Annotated in this window: 16 protein-coding genes and 1 pseudogene; 6 read left to right on the top strand and 11 right to left on the bottom strand. The window is 69.6% G+C overall.

The features are described from left to right. The first annotated feature begins 27 nt into the window (after window positions 1–27). Window positions 28–678: a rhomboid family intramembrane serine protease gene (locus ACF3M1_RS11760; protein WP_394000858.1), complete on the top strand. Its 651-nt coding sequence runs from the start codon at window positions 28–30 to the stop codon at window positions 676–678. A gap of 198 nt (window positions 679–876) precedes the next feature. Here the strand turns inward: ACF3M1_RS11760 and ACF3M1_RS11755 are convergent, their stop codons facing one another. The 4 genes from ACF3M1_RS11755 to ACF3M1_RS11740 all read right to left on the bottom strand — a co-directional run bounded on the left by ACF3M1_RS11755 (window position 877) and on the right by ACF3M1_RS11740 (window position 7,809). After that, entirely contained in the window at window positions 877–2,895 is a 2,019-nt protein-coding gene (locus ACF3M1_RS11755) for a M13 family metallopeptidase (RefSeq protein ID WP_394000855.1), read from the bottom strand. A gap of 413 nt (window positions 2,896–3,308) precedes the next feature. Continuing rightward, the gene (locus tag ACF3M1_RS11750) at window positions 3,309–5,414 is read right to left on the bottom strand and encodes a M13 family metallopeptidase (protein ID WP_394000853.1); all 2,106 of its coding nucleotides are present in this window, start codon (window positions 5,412–5,414) and stop codon (window positions 3,309–3,311) included. Window positions 5,415–5,570: 156 nt separating this feature from the next. Continuing rightward, a complete protein-coding gene (locus ACF3M1_RS11745; RefSeq protein WP_394000851.1) occupies window positions 5,571–7,442 on the bottom strand; it encodes a monovalent cation:proton antiporter-2 (CPA2) family protein in 1,872 nt (623 codons plus the stop codon). A gap of 4 nt (window positions 7,443–7,446) precedes the next feature. Further along, complete coding sequence (locus tag ACF3M1_RS11740; RefSeq protein ID WP_394000849.1) at window positions 7,447–7,809, bottom strand: hypothetical protein; 363 nt, start codon at window positions 7,807–7,809, stop codon at window positions 7,447–7,449. 422 nt (window positions 7,810–8,231) lie between these two features. Here ACF3M1_RS11740 and ACF3M1_RS11735 point away from each other — a divergent pair, with 422 nt between their 5' ends. Next, window positions 8,232–9,617 carry a DEAD/DEAH box helicase gene (locus ACF3M1_RS11735; protein ID WP_394000847.1) on the top strand — a complete coding sequence of 462 codons (1,386 nt, stop codon included), beginning with the start codon at window positions 8,232–8,234 and terminating at the stop codon, window positions 9,615–9,617. 196 nt (window positions 9,618–9,813) lie between these two features. Here the strand turns inward: ACF3M1_RS11735 and ACF3M1_RS11730 are convergent. Continuing rightward, window positions 9,814–11,133 (bottom strand): annotated as a pseudogene (locus ACF3M1_RS11730) (polyhydroxyalkanoate depolymerase); the annotation flags it as partial. Between the two features lie 95 nt (window positions 11,134–11,228). After that, a complete protein-coding gene (locus tag ACF3M1_RS11725; protein ID WP_394005255.1) occupies window positions 11,229–11,819 on the bottom strand; it encodes a class I SAM-dependent DNA methyltransferase in 591 nt (196 codons plus the stop codon). A gap of 145 nt (window positions 11,820–11,964) precedes the next feature. Between ACF3M1_RS11725 and ACF3M1_RS11720 the strand changes: the two genes are divergently transcribed. Then, on the top strand, window positions 11,965–12,423 hold the full coding sequence (locus tag ACF3M1_RS11720; RefSeq protein WP_394000845.1) for a CopD family protein: 459 nt from the start codon (window positions 11,965–11,967) through the stop codon (window positions 12,421–12,423). Between the two features lie 21 nt (window positions 12,424–12,444). On the opposite strand, the gene ACF3M1_RS11715 is transcribed toward ACF3M1_RS11720, so the two are convergent. The 4 genes from ACF3M1_RS11715 to ACF3M1_RS11700 form a co-directional block, all read right to left on the bottom strand. Further along, window positions 12,445–14,097 (bottom strand): GGDEF domain-containing protein, encoded by a 1,653-nt coding sequence (locus ACF3M1_RS11715; RefSeq protein WP_394000843.1) that lies wholly within the window; start codon window positions 14,095–14,097, stop codon window positions 12,445–12,447. Window positions 14,098–14,248: 151 nt separating this feature from the next. After that, the gene (locus tag ACF3M1_RS11710) at window positions 14,249–15,433 is read right to left on the bottom strand and encodes a patatin-like phospholipase family protein (protein ID WP_394000841.1); all 1,185 of its coding nucleotides are present in this window, start codon (window positions 15,431–15,433) and stop codon (window positions 14,249–14,251) included. Beyond that, window positions 15,433–16,218 carry a 3-hydroxybutyrate dehydrogenase gene (locus ACF3M1_RS11705; RefSeq protein ID WP_394000839.1) on the bottom strand — a complete coding sequence of 262 codons (786 nt, stop codon included), beginning with the start codon at window positions 16,216–16,218 and terminating at the stop codon, window positions 15,433–15,435. The genes ACF3M1_RS11710 and ACF3M1_RS11705 overlap by 1 nt, the downstream gene beginning before the upstream one ends. 395 nt (window positions 16,219–16,613) lie before the next feature. Next, complete coding sequence (locus ACF3M1_RS11700; RefSeq protein ID WP_394000838.1) at window positions 16,614–18,314, bottom strand: alkaline phosphatase; 1,701 nt, start codon at window positions 18,312–18,314, stop codon at window positions 16,614–16,616. A 265-nt stretch (window positions 18,315–18,579) separates the two neighbouring features. Here ACF3M1_RS11700 and ACF3M1_RS11695 point away from each other — a divergent pair, with 265 nt between their 5' ends. The 3 genes from ACF3M1_RS11695 (at window position 18,580) to ACF3M1_RS11685 (ending at window position 22,910) form a co-directional block, all read left to right on the top strand. Beyond that, the gene (locus tag ACF3M1_RS11695) at window positions 18,580–19,872 is read left to right on the top strand and encodes a dicarboxylate/amino acid:cation symporter (RefSeq protein ID WP_394000836.1); all 1,293 of its coding nucleotides are present in this window, start codon (window positions 18,580–18,582) and stop codon (window positions 19,870–19,872) included. 124 nt (window positions 19,873–19,996) lie between these two features. Beyond that, window positions 19,997–21,421 carry a M16 family metallopeptidase gene (locus ACF3M1_RS11690; protein WP_394000834.1) on the top strand — a complete coding sequence of 475 codons (1,425 nt, stop codon included), beginning with the start codon at window positions 19,997–19,999 and terminating at the stop codon, window positions 21,419–21,421. Between the two features lie 10 nt (window positions 21,422–21,431). Next, window positions 21,432–22,910 (top strand): M16 family metallopeptidase, encoded by a 1,479-nt coding sequence (locus ACF3M1_RS11685; protein ID WP_394000832.1) that lies wholly within the window; start codon window positions 21,432–21,434, stop codon window positions 22,908–22,910. A gap of 579 nt (window positions 22,911–23,489) precedes the next feature. On the opposite strand, the gene ACF3M1_RS11680 is transcribed toward ACF3M1_RS11685, so the two are convergent. After that, window positions 23,490–24,359, bottom strand: a complete 870-nt coding sequence (locus tag ACF3M1_RS11680; protein ID WP_394000830.1) for a bile acid:sodium symporter family protein — start codon at window positions 24,357–24,359, stop codon at window positions 23,490–23,492. Window positions 24,360–24,362: the final 3 nt, after the last annotated feature.

The raw sequence follows: 24,362 nt of genomic DNA, 5'->3' as shown, positions 1-24,362 counted from the left end.
CATGCGCGTCAAGAACGAGGAGTCCGGATGTTTCCGAGGTTGCCGCAGGCCGTCAAAGTAATCCTGGCCATCAATGTCGTCGTCTTCCTGCTGCAACTGGCGATCGGCGGCGCGTTGGCGCCGATGATGCTGTGGCCGTTCGGCGGCGCCGACGCCGGGGGTCTCGGCTTCCAGCCCTGGCAGTTGGTGACCTACGGCTTCATGCACGATCCGCGCAATCTGGCGCACTTGATCTTCAACATGCTGGCGCTGGTGATGTTCGGCTCCCAGCTCGAATACACCTGGGGCACGAAGCGCTTCGTCACCTATTACCTGGTGTGCGTGGTCGGTGCCGGGCTGTGCCAGTTGGCCGTAGTGACCTGGTCGCTGGCGCAGGGCGCGTTTCCGTATCCGACCCTCGGCGCCTCGGGTGGTGTGTTCGGCCTGCTGCTCGCCTACGGCCTGCTGTTTCCGAACCAGCGGATCATGCTGCTGTTTCCGCCGATCCCGATGCGCGCACGCACGCTGGTGATCGTCTACGGCCTGGTCGAGCTGGTGCTGGGCATCACCGGTACGCGTTCGGGCGTGGCCCATTTCGCGCACCTCGGCGGCATGCTGTTCGGCTGGCTGCTGATCCAGCACTGGCGCGGCCGGCCGCCGTTCAACCGGCGGCGCGGAGGACACGTGCGCAGGCTGTGATCTGACGGCGAAGTCGTCCGGTGGAATTGGCGGCCGTGGACGAGTGACGACGCAGTCCCGCTTCGGTCGGCATCACGATCGGCACCCAAAAAAAGGCCGCACGATGTGCGGCCTTTTTCGTGACAGCGGATGCTGGCTCGGTTCGCCGGACGATGCGCGTTCGAATCACCGATCACGCATCACCCGGCCCACGGTCGCTCACCGCCAGATCGACACCTGGTCTTCGGCCTTGCGCACCATCGCGTCGGCCGCCTTGCAGGCGAAGGTCTCGCTGTAGGCCGGCAGGTTCTGCACCGGGCCGTTGGCGCGCCACTGGCCCGGCGCCTGCGCCGCGGTGGCGGCCGCGCGGGTGGCGGTGTCCACGGCCGACTGCTGGCGCCACATCTGTGCCCAGCCGCGGAAGAACGCTTCGCGGCCGTCCTTCGCCAGTTCCGGGTTCGCGCGCAGCAGCGCGTCCCAGGCCAGTTCCACGCCAGCCAGATCCGCGGCGTTTTCGTCGCGGGTCAGGGCGCCGTTGACGTTGACCGCGGTCAGGCCCGGATACGGATAGGCGTTGTACTGGGTGACCAGGCGATCGGTCGCCTGCAGCCACGCGGCATCGTCGGCCGGCGTCCACCAGGTGCGCACGGTCTCCTTGCTGTCGACGAACTTGCCCTTGACGTCGACGGCGCGGCTGAGCTCGTGGCCGACCAGTGCGCCGAAGGTGCCGTAGTGGCCGGCGCCGTCGGTGGTCATGTCCAGTACCGGCGCCTGCAGCACGGCGGCCGTGACGATCAGGCGGTTCTGCGCGGGATCGTAGGCCAGCGCCGGCGTCTGCGGCAGCAGGTCCCAGCGCCGGGCGACGTTCGGCTGGCCGATGCGGCGCATCTCCTGGGCGTGCCGCCAGGTCGAGGCGATCAGCATGTTGCCGCCGAAGCTGCCACGGCCCATCGGCTGCACGGTGTAGTCGATGTCCTCGACCGGCGCGCCGATCTCGATCCGCAGGTTCGCGAGCTTGGCGGCAGCCTCGGTCTTGGCGGCGTCGCTCATCCAGGCGCTGCGTTCGACGCTGCGCACGAGCGCTTCGCGGACCTGGCCGGAGACCGTGTCGGCGCGCGCACGCGTCGCGTCCGGCAGGTGACGGGCGACGTACTCGCGGGCGAGCATCGGGCCGGCGGCGCGGTTGATCGCGCCCAGTACCAGCTGCTGGCGCGCGGGCTGGGCGCTCTCGCCGCGCAGCACGCGGCCGTGGAAATCGAACTCGGCGTCGCGGAAGCTCTTCGACAGGAACGGCGCCATCGCGTCGCCGATGTGGAAGCGCAGGTAGGCCTTCCACTGCTCGGGCTTGAGCGCGTTGACCAGCGTGTCGAGCTGCGCGAACAGCGCCGGGTTGGCCAGCGAGACCTGCTCGGACTGCACGCCCTGCGCGGTGAGGAACTCACCCAGCTGCAGGCGGCGGTACTGCTTGCCGAGATCGGCGGTGTTGACGACCGCGTACTGGGTGCGCGGATCGCGGATCTCGGCCAGCGGGCGGGACGCGGCGGCGATGCGGCGCTCGAGATCGAGCACCAGTTCGGTTTCGGCGTCGAGGCGATCCTCGGCCGTGCCGGTCAGCGCCAGAATGTTGCGCACGTACTGGGTGTACTGCGAGACGATCTGCTGGGTCTCGGCGTCACCACGGCTGTAGTACGCGGGATCCGGCAGGCCCAGGCCGCCCTGGACGAAATAGCCGAGGTGCCGGTTGAGGTTGGCCAGATCGGCTTCTGCGCCGAAGTTGAACAGCACCGGGATGCCGACCTGATGCAGCGCGGCGATCGCCGGGGCGATGTCGCGCGTGCGGCGGATGCCGTCGATGCGCGCGATCAGCGGCGCGATCGGCTTGGCGCCGTCGGCTTCGACCGCGGCCTCGTCCAGGCCACTGGCCCAGAAATCGCCGAGCAGACGCTGCACGTCGTTCTGCGGCGACTGCATCGCGGCGTTGAGCAACGCGTGCTGCTGCTGCAATGCGGTGGCCTGAAGCTCGCCGAAGGCCGAGCGCGTGCCCTGGCCGGCGACGACGACATTCTCGGCCAGCCAATCCTTGTTGACGAAGGTGTAGAGATCGGTGCACGCCGTGAGCGCCGGAGCGCGGGGAGCGGCGGCGCGGCGCTGGGCGTCGGCATCGGCGCTCAGGCCGACCAGCAGGGCGATCGATGCGGCGAGCAGGGCAGGGCGGGCGAAGGAGTGCTGGATCGGCATTGCGGAGTCCGTGGCGTGAATCGCGCAAGTCTAGCAAGCCGTAGCCGCCGCAACGGTGCGGTGTCACGCCGTCTGGAGCGACCGCGACGCGAAGCGGGAGTGTGGACGGGGCGGCCTTCTCCGCGGATACGGCGAAGACCTGTTCACGTGCGCGAGTCAGTCTGGCAGGTCGTGGCGGCGCGACGGCGGGCGCCGTCCTGCGCGCGGCGCAGGGCCACCCCGTCCGCCCACGTGTGTCGACCGCAGTGCCCGGATGTGTAGGCGCGCGCCTACAGATGACGTGCCGCAGGGTCGCGATCGACAGCTGGGCGTCCGCTGTCGCCTGCGAAAGGCACGACGGCTACGGCCTATGCGGCAGACAAAAAGCCCGGCATCACTGCCGGGCTTTTCTCCTGTTCAACCGCGTGGCGCGCTTACCAGATCACGACCTGCTGCTCGCCGCCGCGGACCATCGGATCGCCGGCCTTGCATTCGAACGCGGCCGCGAACGCCGGCAGGTTCGATGGCGCGGCGATCGCGCGGAATGACGACAGTGCGTGCTCGTCGGTCGCCAGGCGCTTGGTCAGCTCCTCGGGGGTGAAGTTGCGGCGCCACACCGTGGCCCAGCTCAGGAAGAAGCGCTGGTCGCGGGTGAGGCCGTCGGTCATCGGGTCGGGCGTGTCGCCGGCGGCCTTGCGCATCGCATCGTAGGCGGTCGCCAGGCCACCGAGATCGGCGATGTTCTCGCCCAGCGTGTGGTTGCCGTTGAGCGCGCGGCCGTCGGGCAGCGTGTAGTCGTTGAACTGCTGCACCAGCTTGCCGGTGCGCGACTTGAAGCCGGTCATGTCGGCTTCGGTCCACCAGTTTTCCATGTTGCCGGTCGGCCCGAATCGCGCACCCTGGTCGTCGTAGCCGTGGGTCATCTCGTGGCCGATCACCGCGCCGATGCCGCCGTAGTTCATCTCGTCGGTGGCGTCGGGATCGAAGAACGGCGGCTGCAGGATCGCGGCCGGGAACGTCAGCTGGTTGGCCAGCGGGTTGTAGGACGCGTTGACCGTCTGCGGGCGCATGCCCCATTCGCTCTTGTCGACCGGCTTGCCGATCTTGCCGAGGTCCCACTTGTAGTTGAACTCGGTCGCGGCCATGACGTTGCCGATGTAGCTGTCGCGGCCGGTGCTCAGCCCGGCCCAGTCACGCCATTTGTCGGGGTAGCCGACGCGAGGCTCGAAGGTGTTCCACTTCTCGAGCGCCTTCTGCTTGGTCTCGGCGCTCATCCACTCGAGATTCTCGATGCGGATCTTCAGGGCGTCGCTGAGGTTCTTGATCAGCGCTTCCATCTTCGCCTTCGATTCGGCCGGGAACGCGACCTGCACGTACAGCTGGCCCATCGCCTCGCCGACCTGGTTGTCGACGGTGCCGAGCACGCGCTTCCAGCGCGGCTCGATCTCCTGCTGGCCGCTGAGCGTCTTGTTGTAGAAGTCGTAGTTCTGCTGCGCGAACGCGTCCGACAGGTACGGCGACGCGCCGTCGACGACGTGGAAACGCAGGTAGCTCTTCCACTGCTCGACCGGCACGTCGACCAGCATCCTGTCGACTTCCTGGTGGAACGACGGCACCGACAGCGAGAACGTCGCCGGCACCGCGACGCCCTGCGATTCGAAGAACGCGGTCCACGGGAAGTTGGGCGTGAGCTTGTCGGCATCGGCCACGCTGATCGGGTTGTAGTACAGCTCGACGTTGCGCGAGAACTCCTCGCGCGACTTCGAGGCCTTGGCGATGCGGGTCTCGAACGCCAGCACGTTCGCGGCCTGGGCCTGCGCGTCGGCGGCCGGGGTGCCCGACAGCTCCAGCACCTTGGCGATGTGGGCGACGTAGGCCTCGCGGATGCCGGCCTTGTCGGCGGCGGTGTAGTAGGTGGTGTCGGGCAGGCCGAGGCCGCCCTGGCCGGTCGCGGCGATGTTGACCGAGGAATCCTTGAAGTCCGGCATCGCGCCGATGCCCCAGAGGAAGCCCTGGCCCTTGGCGGCGGTCGCACGCAGCCAGTTCACGACCGACGCGGTGTCGGTCAAGGCGTCGATCGCGGCGAGGTCGGCCTGCAGCGGCGCGATGCCCTGGGCGTTGATCTTGGCTTCGTCCATGCCGGTGGCCCAGAAATCACCGACCAGCTTCTCGACGCCCTGCGCGTTCGCATCGGCCGCGGCCTGCTGCGCGAGCTGGTGCTGCACGGCGGTCGAGCGTTCGTCGAGCATTTCGAACGCGCCCCACGAGGTGCGGTCGCCGGGGATCGCATTGGCGGCCAGCCACTGGCCGTTGACGTAGCCACCGAAGTCGACGCACGCGTTCTTGCTGGTGTCGAGATCGCTGGCGAGGAAGCGGTTGTAGGGCGGCAGCGTGCTTTCGTCGAGCGTCAGCGCGGGCGCATCGGCCGGCGGCGGCGTGGCGGCGGTGGACGCGGCAGGCGCGTCGGAATCCTGGCCACAGGCGGACAGCGCGAGCACGATCGCGCAGGTCAGGAACAGGCGTTGGGGAGAAGCGGTCACGGCGGGAACTCCAGGAAGGAAAGAACGCCGGACGCACCCGTCCGGTTGCGCGCACTCTACGCCCGCCGTACGGGCGCTGAGGGTGTCGAAGGTCATGGCCGAAACGGCCAGATTCGGCACAGCCGAGGCGGCCCGTCCGGCCTGACGTCGACGGGCTCAGAGGGCGTCGTTTCGGCCGGGTTCCGCCGCGGCAGGCGCCGCAGGCGGGCCCTCGGCGTTGAGCCGCCTGCTCTCGCGCTTCGGGCGCGTCAGCGGGGTCGGCTTGGGGCCCGGGGCATTCGTGTTCTTGATGATCAGCGGAATTCCGGCGCGGGTATCGTTGCTCGCGGTTTCCAGCTCGAAGCGCTCGGCGTCGAGACGACGGACCTGGGCCGCGATCGCGTCGGCGTCCTCTTCGGGCACGTCGAGTTCGCGCAGGACGGCGGCGCCGAACTGCACCGCGGACTCGAAGGTCTCGCGGATCTGGAAATCCACGCCGGCGTTGACCAGCCGCAGCGAATGCTCGCGATCGAACGAGCGGACCAGCAGCTTGGCCTGCGTGAACTCGTGACGGGCGAGTTCGACGATGCGGTCGGCGGCCGCGTGGTCGTCGATGCAGATCGCGATCGCGCGCGCGGTGCGGGCGCCGGAGGCGTGCAGGACGTCGAGCCGGGTGCCGTCGCCGTAGTAGACCTTGAAGCCGAACTCGGCCGCGCTCTGGATCATCTCGATGTCGGTGTCGATGATCGTGACGTCGACGTCGCGCGCCAGCAGCGACTGGCTCATGACCTGGCCGAAGCGGCCGAAGCCGATGATCAGCACGCTGCCGCTCTGTCCCGCCACCTCTTCCACGTCGTCGGGCCGCGCGGCCTTCGCCTTGACGATGAAGCGCTGGCTCATCAGCACGACCAGTGGCGTCAGCGCCATCGACAGCACGACGATCGCGGTCAGGTTCGCATTGACCTCGGCGTCGATCAGGCCGGTCGCGGCCGCGGTGGAAAACAGCACGAACGCGAACTCGCCGCCCTGCGCCATCAGCACCGCACGCTCCAGCGCTTCGGGATGCGAGCTGCGGGTGATGCGCGCGACCAGATAGATGCACAGTGCCTTGGTCCCCATCGCCGCGAGTACGCCGCCGACGATCAGCGGCCAGTTCGCCGCGACCACCGTCAGGTTCAGCGCCATGCCGACACCGAGGAAGAACAGGCCCAGCAGGATGCCGCGGAAGGGTTCGATGTCGGCTTCGATCTGGTGCCGGAACGAGGACTCCGACAGCAGCACGCCGGCGAGGAACGCGCCCATCGCCATCGACAGGCCGCCGAGCTGCATCAGCAGCGCCGCGCCCAGCACCACCAGCAGCGCGGCCGCGGTCATCACCTCGCGCGCCTTGGCCGCGGCCAGCACGCGGAACATCGGATTGAGCAGATAGATGCCGGCGACGATCAACGCGGCCAGCGACCCGATCCCGATGGCGATCGACGTCCAGCGCGAGGGCGCGTCGACCGCGGCCTCGGGCGTGGGCGCGAGGAAGGCGAGCAGCGCCAGCAGCGGCACGATCAGCAGATCCTCGAACAGCAGCACCGAGACGATCTTCTGGCCGTGGGGCAGGGCGGTCTCGCCACGCTCCGACAGCAGCTGCATCACCACCGCGGTCGAGGTCATCACGAAGCCGGCGGCGCCGACGAATGCGATCGGCCATGGAAAACCGAATGCCTTGCCGAGCAGGGTGAGCGCGGTGATGCTCAAGATGATCTGCAGCGCACCGAGGCCGAAGATCTGCCGGCGCAGGCTCCACAGGTGCGAGGGCCGCATTTCGAGGCCGATGACGAACAGGAACATCACCACGCCGAGTTCGGCGACGTGGAGGATCGATTGCGGATCCGAGAACCAGCCGAAGCCGAACGGTCCGATCGCCAAACCCGCGGCCAGATAGCCGAGCACCGAACCCAGCTTCAGGCGCCGGAACAGCGGCACCGCGACCACGGCCGCGCCGAGCAGCGCGACGACCTGGATCAGCTGGCTGGTGGTCTCGTGCGCGGCATCGGCCATGGGCTCATCTCCTGGGCGCGATCGCCGACAGCAGCAGGAACCCGCCTGCAATGGCGATGTTCTTCATGAAGTGCAGCAACTGGACGTCGCGCGCGCCCACGCGCACGGCCCAGAACGGATGCGACAGCACGGCGTCGACCACCAGCAGGGCCACCGCGGCCAGCGCGGTCCAGCGCAGCTGCCAGCCCGCGAGGATCAGCACGCCGAGCAGCAGTTCGCAGACGCTGATCAGCAGCGCGACATTGGACAGCGGCGCCCCGTTGAGCGCGCCCCAGATACGCCAGCCGCCGAGCACGACGAACAGGCTGGCGAGTGCCCAGCGGGCGACAGTGATGGCGGCGCCGTGTGCGCCGGAACCGGAAGCCATGCAGGAATTCCCTTCGAACGATGGCGCGAGCGTGCCACAGCCGGCCGGGGCCGCACAGCGCCTGCGTGGAGACGCTGCGTCGCCAAACTGAGCGGCCATGCAGCGGCCGGGTGCGGCACCGCAGCACGCGGGGCCACATTCGCGTAGACTGGGCGGGTTCTGCACGCGGTCGCCCACCGAAGGTCCTTACCGACCGAGGTCACGATCCTGGTATGCCGCCGACGCCTCGCGTCGCCACGGTGCTTACCCCCGCACGTCTTTCGTCGCGCAGACACGGCACGGGTCGTTTCCCGTCGCCGTCACATCGGTACTCGCAGCGCGGTTCAGGGATAGCTCCGGGTCCATCGCCATTGCACGGCCTGTCGGCTGTCGTCCGCGAATTGCGGACCGCCGCAGCGTGTGCTGGCTTACAGGAGCTCCACATGACCACGTTCGAAACCCTCGGGCTGTCGCCCGCGTTGCTGCGCGCGCTTGCCGAAACCAGCTACACCACCCCCACCCCGATCCAGGAACAGGCGATTCCGCTGATCCTCGGCGGCCACGACGTCCTGGGCGGCGCCCAGACCGGTACCGGCAAGACCGCCGCGTTCGGCCTGCCGCTGCTGCAGCGCCTGGCCAAGGAAACCCCGCCCAAGGGCCCGCGCAAGCCGCGCGCGCTGATCCTGGTGCCGACCCGCGAGCTCGCGGTGCAGGTCGCCGAGAACCTCAAGACCTACGGCCGTCACCTGCGCATGAACGTCACCACCATCTTCGGTGGCGCCGGCATGCAGCCGCAGATCGACAACCTGCGCCGCGGCGTCGACGTGCTGATCGCCTGCCCGGGCCGTCTGCTCGACCACATGGACAGCGGCCACGCCAAGCTCGACGCGGTCGAGATCCTGGTGCTCGACGAAGCCGACCGCATGCTGGACATGGGCTTCCTGCCGCAGATGAAGCGCATCATGAACCGCGTGCCGAAGGCGCGGCAGACGCTGCTGTTCTCGGCCACGTTCGAGCCGCGCATCAAGGCGATGGCGCTCGAGTTCATGCGCGATCCCAAGCAGGTCCAGGTGGCTGCGAACAGCACGATCGCCGAGACCATCGCGCACCGCGCGCACCCGGTCGACAACAACCGCAAGCGCGACCTGCTGGTGGAACTGCTGTCCAAGCGCCACACCGACCAGGTACTGGTGTTCGGCAAGACCAAGCACGGCTGCAACCGCCTCGCCGAGCAGCTGGCCGAGTCGGGCCTGCCGTCGGTCGCGATCCACGGCAACAAGAGCCAGGCCCAGCGCCAGAAGGCACTGGACGCGTTCAAGTCCGGCCGTGCGCGCATCCTGGTGGCCACCGATGTCGCCGCGCGCGGTCTCGACATTCCGAACCTGCCGCTGGTGATCAACCACGATCTGCCGATGGTGGCCGAGGACTACGTGCACCGCATCGGCCGCACCGGTCGCAATGGCGCGACGGGTGAGGCGCTGTCGCTGGTGTCGCCGGAAGAGGGCGGCCTGCTGCGCCAGATCCAGCGCATGCTCAATGCCGAGATCTCGATGGACGTGGTCGAAGGCTTCGCGCCGAGCCAGCCGGTCCGTCTGGACACGCCGATCCCTAAGAACGGCGGTGGCCAGCGTCGCCAGCCGTCGGCCGGTCGTCCGGGCGCACGCATGGGTGATCAGAAGCCCGGCGGCGAGCGTGCACCGCGCAAGGCCGCGGGTCACCGTGGCCACGGCAAGCCGGCCGACCGCAGCGCGCATGCGCATGCCGGCCCGAAGCAGCATCGTCCGGGTGCCGGTCGCGCGCAGACTGCACGGCCCGCCACGCGCGCCTGATCCCGCGCGCCTGACGACGGCGATACGAAAAACCCTCCTCCGGTCGCCCGGGGGAGGGTTTTTTCATGGGGTGGACGCGGGTCGCGCGGCCGCCGGCATGGCGACCACGCGGCGCCGGCGGTCAGCCCCGCGTCGCGGACTTGCGCTTGCGCGGCGCGGCGTTCTTCGGCGCGGCGGCCGGCGCGCGCTTGGCCTTGGCCGTCCGCGACGTCTTCGCGGCCCGCGTGGCGCCCGCACGGCCGGCTGCACCAGCCTGCGGGGCCGCGTGCGCGGCGATGAAGTCGCGCACCTGCGGATAGACCAGGTTGCGCCAGCGGCGACCGCTGAAGATGCCGTAATGGCCGGCACCCTCGACGGTGATGTGCGCGCGCTGGGCTTCGGCGACGCCCGTGCACAGCGTATGCGCGGCGCGGGTCTGGCCTTCGCCGGAAATGTCGTCGAGCTCGCCCTCGATCGTCAGCAGCGCGGTGCCGGTGATCTTCGACGGGTCGACGTGCTCGCCGGCCACGACCCACTTCCCGCGCGGCAGCAGATGCTGCTGGAAGACGACGCGGATCGTGTCGAGGTAATAATCCGCCGGCATGTCGAGCACGGCGTTGTATTCGTCGTAGAAGCGACGGTGCGACTGCGCGTCGTCGTCGTCGCCCTTGAGCAGGTTCTGGTAGAAATCCCAGTGCGATTCGAGATGGCGCTCGGGATTCATCGCCATGAAGCCCACGTGCTGCAGGAAGCCCGGATAGACCAGACGGCCGCGGCCGGGATAGTTCATCGGCACCGGGTGGATCACGTTCTGTTCGAACCAGGCGTGCGGTTTTTCGGTCGCCAGGTTGTTGACCGCGGTCGGCGACTCCCGGGTGTCGATCGGACCGCCCATCATCACAAGCGAGCGTGGCGTGGCTTCGCCGCGCGCGGCCATCAGCGACACCGCGGCGAGCACCGGCACCGTGGGCTGGCAGACGCTGACCACGTGCAGCGATTCGGCACCGATGTGGCGGATGAAGTCCTCGATGTAGGCGATGTAGTCGTCGAGCGAGAACGCACCGGCTTCGGCCGGCACCATGCGCGCGTCGATCCAGTCGGTGACGTAGACCTTGTGGTCGCGCAGCAGCGTGCGCACGGTGTCGCGCAGCAGCGTCGAGTGATGGCCCGACAGCGGCGCGACCACCAGCACCGTCGGCTGGGCCTTGATCACCTCGAGATGCGCCGGATCGTCGGTGTAGCGCTTGAAGCGCAGCAGCTTGCAGAACGGCTTGACCAGCGCGTCCAGCTGCACGACCGGGTAGGTGCGCTCGTTGTCGTCGTTCTCGACGGCGTGGATGCCGAAGGCCGGCTTCTCGTAATCCTTGCCGATGCGGTACAGCAGCTCGTTGGCGGCCGAGATCTGTTCCGAGCCGGGCAGATGGGCCAGCCACGTGCCGTCGGCGGCGAACGCGCGCGAATTGGCGTCGGCCAGCAGCGTCCACGGCTTCATCCAGGCGCGGCCCATCTCGTGCAGTTGGTAGAACAGCATCGGCATTCCGGTCAGTGGGGTTGCTGCGGCGCAGCATAGCGCATCGCCGATGCCAGGCCGATCCGCGCGTGGGCGGGATTCAGGCCCGCGAAAGTGCCGGCTCAGGCGGTTTCCAGCGCCGTCGCGTGGTCGGCCAGCTGCGGCGACAGCCAGCAATGCGAGCCCAGCGCGCGGAAGCCGGCGTCGGCGAAACGCGTGCGGTAGAAGCGGGCCGGACGCGCCTTGAAGCCGTCGTCGTCGCCTTCGGCGCCGTCTTCCCGGGTGAAGCATTCGAGGAACGCGACGCCGCCGGTCAGTTCGGCCAGACCCGGCAGGCCGCGATCGAACTCGCGGGTCTCGAGGTAATGCAGCACGTCGCTGCAGATCAGCAGATCGACCGGCGGGCAGGGGCGCAGCATCTCGAAATCGGCGAAGCGCGCGTGATGCAGGTTGCGCGCGCGGCCGAAGCGCGAGACGGCGTACTCGCTGGCATCGAAGCCGAGGTACTGCGCCTTCGGACGCAGCTTGAGCAGCGGTGCGCGCCACGCACCTTCGCCGGCACCGATGTCGAGCACGGTGCGCAGCGGACGCTCGAGGTGGTACTCCGCGGTCGCCACTGCGAGCGCGACCTTGCGCGCCAGGCGCGCGGGCCCGCCGATGTCGCCGGCGCGGTACCAGCGGTCGAAATAGGCGCGGTCGTACAGCTTGGTCATCGGATGGCACGCAGCGGCGTCGGGGACGCGCATTCTAGTCGCCGCTCGCAGCGGAGCGGGCTGTGCGGCATCCGGTCGCGCCCGGGCCGGCGCAGTGCGCAACGCGGGCGTGCGATCCTGTGGGCCTGCAAACGGAGCCGGCGCGATGCAAAGCTATCTGTGGGTCAAGACCTTCCACCTGGTGTTCGTGATGGCGTGGGTCGCCGCGGCGTTCTATCTGCCGCGCATCCTGATCAATCTGGTCGAAGCGGGCGAGGCGGGCGACGTGCGCGCGCGCCTGGTGCTGATGGGCCGGCGCCTGTACCGCTTCGGCCACGTGATGCTGGGCCTGGCGCTGGTGCTGGGCCTGGTGCTGTGGATGGGCTACACGGTGATCACCGACTTCCCGACGATGGCGCCGATGGGCAGCGGTGCGGGCTGGCTGCATGCCAAGCTCGGGCTGGTCGTGCTGCTGGTGGTGCACTACGTCGTGGCCGGCCGCTGGCTCAAGGGCGCGGACCGCGGCCGGGCACTGCCGTCGACGCGCGCGCTGCGCTGGTTCAACGAAATCCCGGTGCTGCTGCTGGTGGGCGTGGTGTGGCTGGTGCTCGCCAAGCCGTTCTGAGCGCGTCGCGCCGGTCGCCGATCAGCCGACCGTGGCCTGGGCGGCGGCCGGCGCACTGCGGTCGTCCATCACCCGGTCGCGGCCTGCGTGCTTGGCCCGGTACATCGCCTCGTCGGCCCGACGCAGCAGGGCCACCGCTTCGTCGTCGCCCGGTCGCAATGTGGCCAGGCCGATGCTCGCCGTGAGCTGGAGATCGGCCACGCCCAGCATCGGCGCGGTGTCGGCGATCCGGCGGCGCATCGCTTCCAGGCGCGCATGCGCACGCCGCGCGTCGACCCCCGGCAGCAGCACGAGGAATTCCTCGCCGCCCATCCGTACCACGTCCTCGTGAGACCGCGTGTCGGCGACCAGTGCGTCGGCGACCGCCACCAGCACCCGGTCACCGACCTCGTGTCCGTGCGTGTCGTTGATGCGTTTGAACAGATCGACATCGACGAACCCCACGGACAGCGGCGTGCCCACCCGCCGCGCATCGGCGAAGCAGCGGTCGAGCCGGGCGAGGCCCGCGCGCCGGTTGGGCAGCCCGGTCAACGCATCGGTATCGGCCAGCTGGCGCATCGCATCGCGCTGGGCGCGCAGTTGCCCGTAGCGGTTGGTCAGCGTGTAGGCCATGACGATGAGGAACCAGGTCAGCACCGCCTGGATGATCTCCACCCGGTACTCGAGGCCGAAGCGCCCGCCGAGCAACGGCGGTGCGAACAGGGCGAGCACCGGTACGGCGGCGACGATCGCCGCGAATGCCCGGCGGTCACCGCGGCGTAACGACAGCACGGCCACGCAGGTCAGGCCCAGCGCCAGCACCAGGAAGCCGTGGTCCACCAGCCACCAGGTCGGGCGCAGGCCTCCGTACGGCAGCAGCGGGACCAGCACACCCACCGCGATGAAACCGCGCACGCTCCAGCGCGCCGCATGGCGCAGGCGCGGCCACAGGCCGACGACGCCCGATTGGCTCCAGAGCCCGTAAAGCAACGCCGCAAACCCGAACGCGGTAAAGGCCACCTGCCACCAGGCTTCGCGGTCGCCCACCGGCAGCCAAGGCACCGGATAGCCGCTGAGTCCGTTCAAGGTCGCCTGCCAGAACAGCAGCGTCAGACACATCGCCGCATGGGCGAGGAAGGTGCGGTCACGCGCGCCGATGAAGCCCATCAGCGCCGAGAACGCCAGCGCCAGCGCGATCGCCAGACACGCGGTGCGCACGACCAGGCGCAGCGTGTCCTCCTGCTGCACCGGGCTGGGGCCGCCGATGCGGATGGTCGGGATCCAGTGCGCCTTGACCGGCGGCAGCCAGGCCACGCGCACCGGATCCCGGGTCCCGGCCGGCGGTACGACCACCAGGCCCACGCCGGCCCGGAAACGCGAATCGCGCGTGCGCGCATCGTGCATGCGGCCGCAGACCACGCGGTCGCCGAGGCCCACCATCACCTCGCCGGCGAACACGTTGAACACGTTCACCGCCTGCGGCGTGCCGGGCCATCCCTCGGGCGGCGCCGGAATCTCGACCTCCTGCAGCTGGGCCAGCGCACCGGGCGGGCAGGCACGCATCGGCGTGCCGTCCTCGGTCGCGGTGCCGCCGACCAGAAAGGTAGGGGACGCCCAGGCGTGCCCGAAGGCCGACAGCAGTACCAGCGCCAGCAGGCATCGCCATGCCGGAGAGTGTGTCCCGTGTCGAACCATCGTGTGCCCCGTGTCGTCCGGGCACCGGCCGCCCGCGGATCAGATCAGTGTGCAAGAGGCGTGCCGGACGATCCTCGCGCCGCTCCGGGCGCACGGCCCCGGCCGTCCCGGCTGATCCCCGGCGGGATGGTGCCCGATCCCGCGCGCGTCGTCAGCCCGACGCTGCGCGGTGCACGTCGTGCGTGGCCACGCCGATGTCGCGATCGGGCAGATCGAACCACGCCGGGTGCTGCAGCGTGCGGTCCATGTCGTGCAGGCCGCTGTCCCAGTGCTCGCGCAGGGAAATGCGCCCGAAGGCGTAGTCCTTGTTCTGCTGTTCGTGCACCTTGGTCTGGTAGATCAGGTGGATGATGTTGAACACGCGATCGTCGAGATACGGCGCCAGCGTCGCGTCGAGATGCGGCGGCAGCCGGCCGTCGGGCAGGTGGGCGATCAGTTCCTTGAGCGAGGTGCGCAGCTTCTGCGCCATCTCCACCATCTGCGTGCCGTGTCGGGTGCGGCTGGAGAAGCGGATGTCCTTCATGCGTTCCAGGACGTCGAGCACGGTGCGCGGCCGCGGGCCCCGGGCGCTCCACAGATCGACCTGGAGCACCAGCGTGTCCTCGTGCGGGCGACAGTCGAGGATGTATTCCAGCGGCGTGTTGGAGACGATGCCGCCGTCCCAGTACGGTTCGCCGTCGATCTCGACCGCGGGAAACGCCGGTGGCAGCGCGCCGGAGGCGAGGATGTGCTCGACCCGGATCGGCTCGCGCGCGCTGTCGAAATAGCGGAAGTTGCCGCGCGTGACGCTGGTCGCGCCGACGGTCAGGCGCACCGCGTGATCGCGGTTGATGCGGTCGAAATCGACGAAGCGCAGCAGCGTCTCGCGCAGCGGCGCGGTGTCGTAGAAACTGGTGGCGGCATCGCTGCCATCGGCGAACAGCAGTGGCGAGATGGCGCGCGCTTCGAAGAATCCCCGCTGGCCCTGAAGCAATGCGCCCATCGCGCTCATGCCACGGGCCCAGGACAGCAGCGCCGGATCCTCGGGCAGCGCGGCGACCGCGCTTCGCACCGCGAGCGCCGGCAGCGCGAATGGCCCCGCGGGCTCGACGATCGCGTCCCAGAACGCCTGCAGCTGCGCGACCCGGTCCTCGGGCGCGTTGCCGGCGAGGATCGCCGCATTGATCGCACCGATCGAGATGCCGGCAAACCAGTTCGGCGCGACGCCGGCGCTGTGCAGCCGTTCGTAAACGCCGCACTGGTAGGCACCGAGCGCGCCGCCGCCCTGCAGCACCAGGGCGATGGTGGGATAGCGCGCGACGCGCGCGCACACCTCGGCATCGATGTCGACGGCCATCACTGCATGAACCAGCCGTGGCTCACCACCAGGCTCTGGCCGGTCAGCGCATTGGTCTCGAACGCGGCCAGCATCAGCGCGACGCTGGCGACATCGTCGACGGTGGTGAACTCGCCATCCACGGTGTCCTTGAGCATCACGTTCTGGATCACCTCGTCCTCGCTGATGCCCAGTTCCTTCGCCTGCTCCGGAATCTGCTTGTCGACCAGCGGCGTGCGCACGAAGCCCGGGCAGATCACGTTGGCGCGCACGCCGTAGCCCCCGGCTTCCTTGGCAACCGTGCGGGCCAGACCGAGCAGGCCGTGCTTGGCGGTGACGTAGGGCGCCTTGAGCTTGGAGGCGAGATGCGAATGCACCGAGCCCATGTAGATGATCGCGCCGCCGGTCTTGCGCGTTTCCATGTCGCGCAGGCATTCGCGCGTGGTCAGGAACGCGCCGTCGAGATGGATGGCGAGCATCTTCTTCCAGTCGGCGTAGCTGAAGTCGGTAACCTTGTTGACGATCTGGATGCCGGCGTTCGAGACCAGCACGTCGACCTGGCCGTAATGCGCGACGGCCTGGGCGATGCCGTCGACGACCTGGGCCTCGTCGGTGACGTCCATCGCCACGGCCAGCGCATCGCCGCCGGCGTTGCGGATTTCGGTCGCGGTCGCCTCGGCCGCATCGAGCTTGAGATCGGCGATGACGACCTTGCCGCCCGCCTGGGCGTAGACCTCGGCGATGCGCTTGCCGATGCCGCTGGCCGCGCCGGTGACCACGCAGACCTTGCCGTCGAGTCGATTCATGTGTGCCGCTCCGCGTCGAATGGGGGAGGCAGCCAGCTTAGCGGGTCGATGTGGGAGGCCGCGTCGTACCTTCGGGCGAGACGAGTTTCTGCGGGGCGGCGGGTGCCTGTGTAGGCGCGCCCTTGGGCGCGGTGGGGCATTGGCGGTAATGCCCCATCGCGCGCGAGCGCGCGCCTACAGGGGGCGGCGCTTCGATCGCGAAGCGTGTAGGAGCGCCCTTGGGCGCGATGGGGCATTGGCGGTGACGCCCCTTCGCGCGCAAGCGCGCGCCTACAAGGGGGCGGCGCTTCGATCGGAGGCGTGTAGGAGCGCCCTTGGGCGCGAAGGGTATTTGAGGGGACGCCCCTTTGCGCGATCGCTCCTGCAGGGCGCGCAGGACGGTGTGTCGCCGGGCCTCAGTCGGCAGCGCGCACCGGCGGAACCACAGGCGTCAGGACCGGCAGCTCGACCGGCACGCCGTCGGCGTTGCAGTGGCCGCTCTTGCACAGCTGTTCGCGCAGCGCCGGCGTGGCCTGCACGATCAGGTGGTAGATCACGTTCTGCTCGACGGTCCCGCGCACCGCGTCGCTGCCCGGGCCGCGGGCCCAGATGCCGACGTCGTCGCCGCCATGCGATTCGCTTTTCATCGGCACCAGCGCTTCCTGCAGGAAATCGGGGTGCTCGGTGTCCACCTCGCGCAGGTCCGGGCGGCCGGCGGCGGGCTCGAAGCTGCTGGGCTGGTGGAGATGGGTTTTGGGGCCGGCCAGCTGGCGGTTGCTGGCGCCGGTGTAGCCCGGCCCGTTGGCATACGACAGCGTCGTGTACGGCAGGCCGGTCGCGTCGAGCGCGTAGGCGTTCGGGTCGTCGTCCTCGCTGACGCGGCCGCGCACCTTGCCGAGGATCGGGTTGCCGCGGGTGGGGTAGCCGACGAAATTCAGCGTGTGCGAGTGGTCGGCGGTGACGAGAATCAACGTGTCGTCGGTCGAGGTCGCCTCGACGGCGGCCTGCACCGCGCGCGACATCGCCACGGTCTCGTCGAGCGCGCGGAACGCGTTGCCCTCGTGGTTGGCGTGGTCGATACGGCCGCTTTCGATCAGCAGCACGTAGCCCGTGTCCTCACGCGCCAGCCGCTCGATCGCGAAGCGGGTCATCTCGGCGAGGTCTGGCTCGCCGGCGTCGCCGGTGTCGCGGTCGTGGTCGTACTGCATGTGGTCGTACTCGAACAGGCCGAGCACGGCGTCCGCATCCGCGGCCGCGCGCAGCTGGGCCGTGTTCCAGACGTAGGCGCCGCCCGGATTCGCGGCCAGCCATTCGGCCGGCAGGTTGCGGCCGTCGAGCCGCTGGCCGACCTTGTCGACGTGCTCGGGATCGCGCTCGGTCACCGGCAGGAATTCGCCGCGGCCGCCGCCCATCAGCACCCGCGGCCCTTTGCCGGCGGGGAAATCGAGGATCTGCTGGGCGATGTCGCGACAGCCCGCGGCCCGGGCGGCCTCGGGCAGGTCGGCGTCGTTCTCCCAGTTCCGGTCCGGCGCATGCGCGTAGGTCGCGGCGGGCGTTGCGTGGGTCAACCGCGCGGTGGTGACCACACCGGTGGCGAGGCCGGCGTCGTCCGCCAGCCGCAGCCACGACTGCACGTGCCGCTGCAGGCTGTCGGCGCAATCGGTGCGGATGCCCGCCGATACGCCGATCGCGCCCATGTGCGATTTCACGCCGGCCGCGATCGCGGTCATCGTGCCGGCCGAATCGGGCGTCTGCGAGTCGGTGTTGTAGGTCTTGCTCAGGCCGGTGTGCGGGAACCGCTCCCAGCTCAGCTGGTGTTCCTCGCCGCTGCCGCCCAGGCGCTGGCCTTCGAGGATGCGCGCCGCCGCGACCGTGGTCAGGCTCATGCCGTCGCCGAGGAACACGATGACGTTCTTCGCTTCGCCGCCCATCGCACCATTCGCGGCCGCGCGTGCGGCGCCGCTGCGGTACCACCACTGCGCGGTCTCCTCGGCGCGGGTGGCCGCGGGCGGCACGTCGATCGGGTTGATACGGCCGGTGGCGGGTGCCGGCGAGGACGCGCAGGCGGCGCAGAGCAGGGTCAACGAGCAGGCCAGGCCTGCGGACAAAAATCGCATGGAAACGCGGTATCCGGACGGGGGAAGCCACGGAATTATGCCCGGCGTGGATGACGGCTTCACGGCAGCGCGGCCGCGGCGTCGACGGCGCGCGCTGACGCGGGGCGCGTCATGGGCGGTCGCGCGAAGGCCTCAGCGCATCGATGACATGCCCGTGCCTGCGCGCCTGCCGTTGCAAATATGGGACGCTGGCGTCCCGGCGGGAGCATCGCCAACATGGATGCGCTCACGTATGGTCGCGTGTTGACCGACTGGGCAGGCCCCGATGAGCGCTCTGGCGTGGTGGTTCCGCATTCCGTTCTGGCAGCGCGTGCTCGGCGCGTTCGTGCTCGGTGCGCTGGTCGGCTGGCTGATGGGACCGGCCGCCGGCACGTGGCTGCAGCCGCTGGGCACGCTCTACGTCAACCTGATCCGCATGATCGCGGTGCCGCTGGTGTTCTTCGCAGTGATGAACGCTGTCGCGGCGCTGCACGGACAGCAGTCGATCGCCGCGCTCGGCGGCCGTACCTTCGGCTGGTTCGCGGCGACCGCCGTGCTCGCGGTCGGCATCGGCTTCGCGGTCGCCTACACCTTCAATCCCGGACTCAGCGTTGAAGCGGGTTCGCTGACGGCGGCCGCCGACTACACGCCGCGCGAAGTGCCGACGCCGGTCGAAGTGCTGCTCAACGTGGTGCCGACCAATCCGTTCGCGGCGCTGTCGAGCGGCAACATCCTGCAGGTGATCTTCTTCGCCGGGCTGGTGGGCTTCGCACTGGTGAAGCTGGGCGAACGCGTCGCCGCATTGCGCACGCTGGTCGGACAGGCCAGCGACGCGATGATCCAGGTCACGCGCTTCGTGCTGGAGCTCACGCCGATCGGCACCTTCGGCCTGATCGCCGCGCTCGTGGGCACCTACGGCTTCGAGCGGCTGCTGCCGCTCGGCAACTTCGTCATCGCGTTGTACGTCGCCTGCGCGGTGCACATCGTGTTCGTCTACGGCGGCCTGCTGCTGGCCCATGGGCTCAACCCGCTGAAGTTCTTCCGCGGCGCGGCGCCCGGCATGCAGGTCGCGTTCGTCAGTTCGTCGAGCCTGGCGTCGATGCCGGTCGCGCTGCGCAGCGTCACCCACAACCTCGGCGTCAACCGCGATTACGCCGCCTTCGCCGTGCCGCTGGGCGCGACGATCAAGATGGATGGCTGCGGTGCTATCTATCCGACGCTCGCGGCGGTGTTCATCGCGCAGTACTTCGGCATCGAACTGAGCTTCGCCCAGTACGCGGCGATCCTGTTGGCGTCGGTGCTCGGCAGCTTCGGCACTGCAGGCGTGCCGGGCACGGCGGTGGTCATGGCGACCGTGGTGCTGTCGGCGGCCGGCCTGCCGCTGGAGGGGCTCGGCCTGCTGCTGGCGATCGACCGCATTCTCGACATGATGCGCACGATGACCAATGTGACCGGGCAGATGCTGGTGCCGGTACTGGTCGCGCGCGAGACCGGGCTGCTGGATCGCGAGGTCTACGAGTCCGCGCGCCGCAATGTCGGGCTCGACGACGAGACACCGGCCGATTCCACCCGCAGCTGAGCCCGCCGCGGCGCGCGGCGTGCGCGGTGTGCCCCGTCCGTCGTGTCGGCATGCAGTGCCTGCGGCGCCGGGGCTATAGTCGGGATTCGTGCCCCGGGGAGCGGGGCGGCACAGGGACCCGACGATGAAACGACTCGCAGGATGGGGCGGCGCATTCGTGCTGCTCGCGTTGCTGGCCGCGCCCGCGGCCGCGCAGGAGGCCGACGCCTGGCGTCTGCCGATCGAAACCCGGACGCTCGACAACGGCCTGACCGTCGTCGTCTCCGAGGACCGCAGTTCGCCGACCGTCGGTGTCAGCGTGGTCTACCACGTCGGCATGCGCCTCGAGCCCGAGAACCGTACCGGCTTCGCGCACCTGTTCGAACACCTGATGTTCCAGGGCACGCCGACGGCCCCGAAGGGGGTGTTCGACCGCGTGATCCAGGGCGGCGGCGGCCGGCTCAACGGCTCCACGCGTCCCGATTACACGAACTACATCGAGACCGCGCCGGTCTCCGCGCTGCGGCCGATCCTGTGGCTCGAGGCGGACCGGATGAAGACGCTCGACTTCTCCGAGACCAACCTCAAGAACCAGCAGGACGTGGTCAAGGAAGAGATCCGCGTCAACGTGCAGAACCAGCCCTACGGCCTGTTCTTCGTGTTCGACATGAACCGCCTGGCGTTCACCAAATGGGCCAATGCCCATGACGGCTACGGCAGCTTCAAGGATCTCGAGGGCGCGACGCTGGCCGATGTCGAGGCGTTCCACCGCGACTACTACGGGCCGAACAACGCGGTCATCGGTATCGTCGGCGACATCTCGCCCGAAGACGCGTTCGCGATGGTCGAGGCGTACTTCGGCGACATCCCCGCGCGTGCGACGCCCGCGCGCCCGGACGTTTCGGAGCCGTTGAACACCGAAGGCCGGCGCGAGGCGCAGGCCGATGCACTGGCCCAGGTGCCTGCGCTCGCGGTGGGCTGGAAGATGCCGGCGCGCGGCACCCCCGATCACGCGCCGATGGCGGTGCTGTCGCAGTTGCTGGCCGGCGGCGACGCCTCGCGTCTGTACCAGGGCCTCGTCAAGGGTCGCGAGCAGTTGCTCAACATCGACGGCGGTCTGGGCTGGCCGCTGGGCCACGCCTGGGATTACGACGGCCCGACGCTGATGACGCTGTTCGCGCTGTACAAGCCCAATGTCGAACCCGATGCCGTGCTCGCGGCGATCGACGAGGAAATCGCGCGCGTCGTCGCCGAAGGCGTGCCGGCCGACACCCTGGCCGCGGCCAAGACCAAGCTGCTGGCGGACTACGTCAACAGCCTCGAACCCTTCATTTCGCGCGCCGACGAACTGGCCAAGGCGCAGCTGCTGTGGGGCGATGCGGACACGCTCAACCGGGTGCCCGGCTGGGTGAACGCGGTCACCGTCGCCGACGTGCAGCGCGTGGCGAAGACCTATCTCACCGAGGCCAACCGCACCGTCATCGACCGCGTGCCCGCCGCGATGGCACCCGCACGTGGTATCGCCCCGCCGGCCGCACCGGCGCCCGCTGCCGTATCGGCCCAGGACTGAGGAGATCGACATGGACATCCACTTCCCGATCCGCCGCACGGCTCGTGGCCTGCGCCCGCTGGCCCTGGCGCTCGGCGCCTGCCTGTTCGCCATGACCGCGCACGCGCAACAACCCGCAGGTCCGGGCGCGCCGCCCGCGACCGCGCCGCCGACCGAACTGCCCGCCGACCTGCCGGCCTACGGCGCCGACAGGCCGCTGCCGGAGCTCGGCCTGGTCGAACGCCGGCTCGACAACGGCCTGACCGTCTGGATCGTGCCGCGCAGCGGTGGCCTGCCGAAGGTCGACTATGTCCTCGCCGTGCGCGGCGGCCTGGCGAGCGATCCCGCCGCGCTGCCGGGCATGTCGAACCTGCTCGCCGGCCTGCTGCAGGAAGGCACTGCAACCCGCAGCTCGGTGCAGATCGCAGAAGAGCTGCAGCGCCTCGGCGCATCGATCGGGGCCAGTGCCAGCAGCGACGGCGTGTTCGTCACCGCGTCGGGCCTGTCGTCGTCGGCCGCGCCGCTGGCGGCGTTGTTCGCCGACGTCGTGCGCAACCCGGCGTTCCCCGCCAATGAAGTGCAGTTGGCCAAGACCAATGCACTGCAGGGCCTCAAGGCGATGCAGGCGCAGCCGGCCTATCAGGCCAACCGCGCGATGGGCCGCGTGTTGTTCGGCACGCACCCCTACGGCAACACCTTGCCCACCGAGGCCGGCATCGAAGGCACGGACGCGGGGGGGCTGGCGACCGCGCACGCGACCCGTTTCCATCCCGAGCGCGCGCTGCTGGTGATCGCCGGGCCACTGAGCGGCGACGAGGCCGTAGCACTGGCGCAGTTGGCCTTCGGCGACTGGCGCGGTGCGGAGGCGACCGTCGCCGACGTGGCGGCGCCCACGTATCCGCGCGCGCCGCAGTACGTGCTGGTGCCGCGTACCGGCAGCGTGCAGTCGGCGGTGCGGATCGGGCGGCCGGCGTTCGATGCCGACGATGACCGCGCGATTCCCGCCGCCCTTGCCAACACGATCCTCGGCGGCGGCTTCGACAGCCGGCTGATGCGCAACCTGCGCGAGGACAAGGGCTACACCTATGGCGCCGGCAGCAGCTTCGGCCTGCGCGCGAAGGGCGGTGCGTTCCAGGCCCAGGCCGATGTGCGCAACGAGGTCACCGGCGCGGCGATTGGCGAGTTCTTCAAGGAGTTCGAGCAGATGCGCAACGTCACCGTCGATGCCGACGAACTGCAGCGCGCCAAGCGCTACACCGCCGGCACCTACCTGTTCCAGAACCAGCTGCAGGGCGCGGTGGCGTCGGCGCTGGCCTCGAACTGGGTGCTGGGCCGTCCGGCCGACTACCTCAGCCGCTACGTCGAGAAGGCCAATGCGGTGACCGCGGCGCAGGTGCAGTCGGTCGCCCGCGAGTTCTTCGACCCGAAGCAGCAGAGCATCGTCGTGGTCGGCGATGCGGCCGTCGCCGAGCAGTTGAAAGCCTACGGAAGCTTCGGCAGCGGCGACTGACGTGGCCGGTGGATGACGGTCGGAAGCCCCGCGCGCGCGGGGCTTTTTTTCGACCCCACCTGTCCGGGCACCGAAGTCGCGCCTGGGCGGCCTCTGCCGGGTTTCCGTCCGGGTGTCGCCGGGCGTCCGCACAGGCGCGCTCGCGCGCGATCGCTTTCAAGGCGGGCGTTGTCGTACCGTCGATGCGATCCAACGCGCCCCCACTGCGTACTCCGCCCGGATGCTCCGCCAAAGGCCCGTTCGCGCGCGAGCGCGCTCCTGCGGGGTGCGGGGAGCATCGGGTGGGTTGCGCGTTGCTCCGAATGCGTCGACGTATCGAGGGCACCGAACCCGCCTGGCCGATGAGGTGTCGGCCGCGTCGGAACCACATCTGTAGGAGCGCGCTCGCGCGCGATCGCTTTCGCGTCGGCTCCGTCACGCCCCCGACTCGATCCAACGCGCCCGCACTGCGTGTTTCGCCCGGGATGTTCCGCCAAAGGCCCGTTCGCGTGCGAGCGCGCTCCTACGGGGTGCCGGGACCTCCAACCGGCTTCCGCACGCGCGCAGTCCGGTGCATCACGGCGCCGGAGGACGGCACCGTCAGACCGCGGTCCGCTCGGCGCGCCGGTTGAGCCAGAACGCGAACACCGCTGCGGTGAAGAACATCAGCAGGCTGTAGACCGCCGCCGGGACCGACATCATCGGGCTTTCCAGCACGTTGAGCGCGATGAAGATCGCCAGCGTGCCGTTGTGGATGCCGATCTCCATGGCGATCGCGATGGCCTGGCGGCGTGGCAGCTTCAACGCGCGCGGCGCCGCGTAGCCCACGCCCATGCTGATCAGGTTGAACAGCAGACAGGCCAGGCCCACGACGGCGAAGAAGCCCAGCAGCGTGCTCCAGGCCTGGGCGACCGCCGCGATGATCAGCAGCGCCAGCACGACCACCGACAACAGGCGGATCGGCTTTTCCATCCGCGCCGCGAATGCGGGGGCCAGCGCGCGGGTCGCCATGCCCAGGCTGACGGGAAGCACGATGATCACCGCGACCTCGACGATCTTGCTCACCGGCGGCGGCACGTACTGGCCGGCGCCGAGGAAGAACTCCAGCGCCAGATTGAGGATCAGCGGCAGCGTCAGCAGGCACAGCAGGCTGTTGACCGCGGTCAGCGTGATGTTGAGGGCGACGTCACCGCGGGCGAGATGGCTGTAGATGTTCGCGGTCGCGCCGCCGGGCGAGGCGGCCAGCAGCATCAGGCCGACCGCGAGCTCGGGCGGCAGGCGGAACAGCAGGGCGAGCGCCAGCGCCGCCCACGGCAACACGCCGACCTGGAGCACGAGTCCGGTGATCACGGCGCGCGGGTAGCGCGCGATGCGACGGAAGTCGTCGAGTCCGAGCCCGAGGCCGAGACCGAACATGATCACGCCCAGTGCGAGCGGCAGCAGCAACGACGTCAACAACGATGCCTGCATGGC

Origin of the sequence: Luteimonas sp. WGS1318 (assembly GCF_043187535.1) — a bacterium.
Lineage (GTDB): Bacteria > Pseudomonadota > Gammaproteobacteria > Xanthomonadales > Xanthomonadaceae > Luteimonas.
The sequence above is the reverse complement of the archived record's forward strand: the minus strand, read 5'-3'. Positions and strand labels throughout refer to the sequence as shown.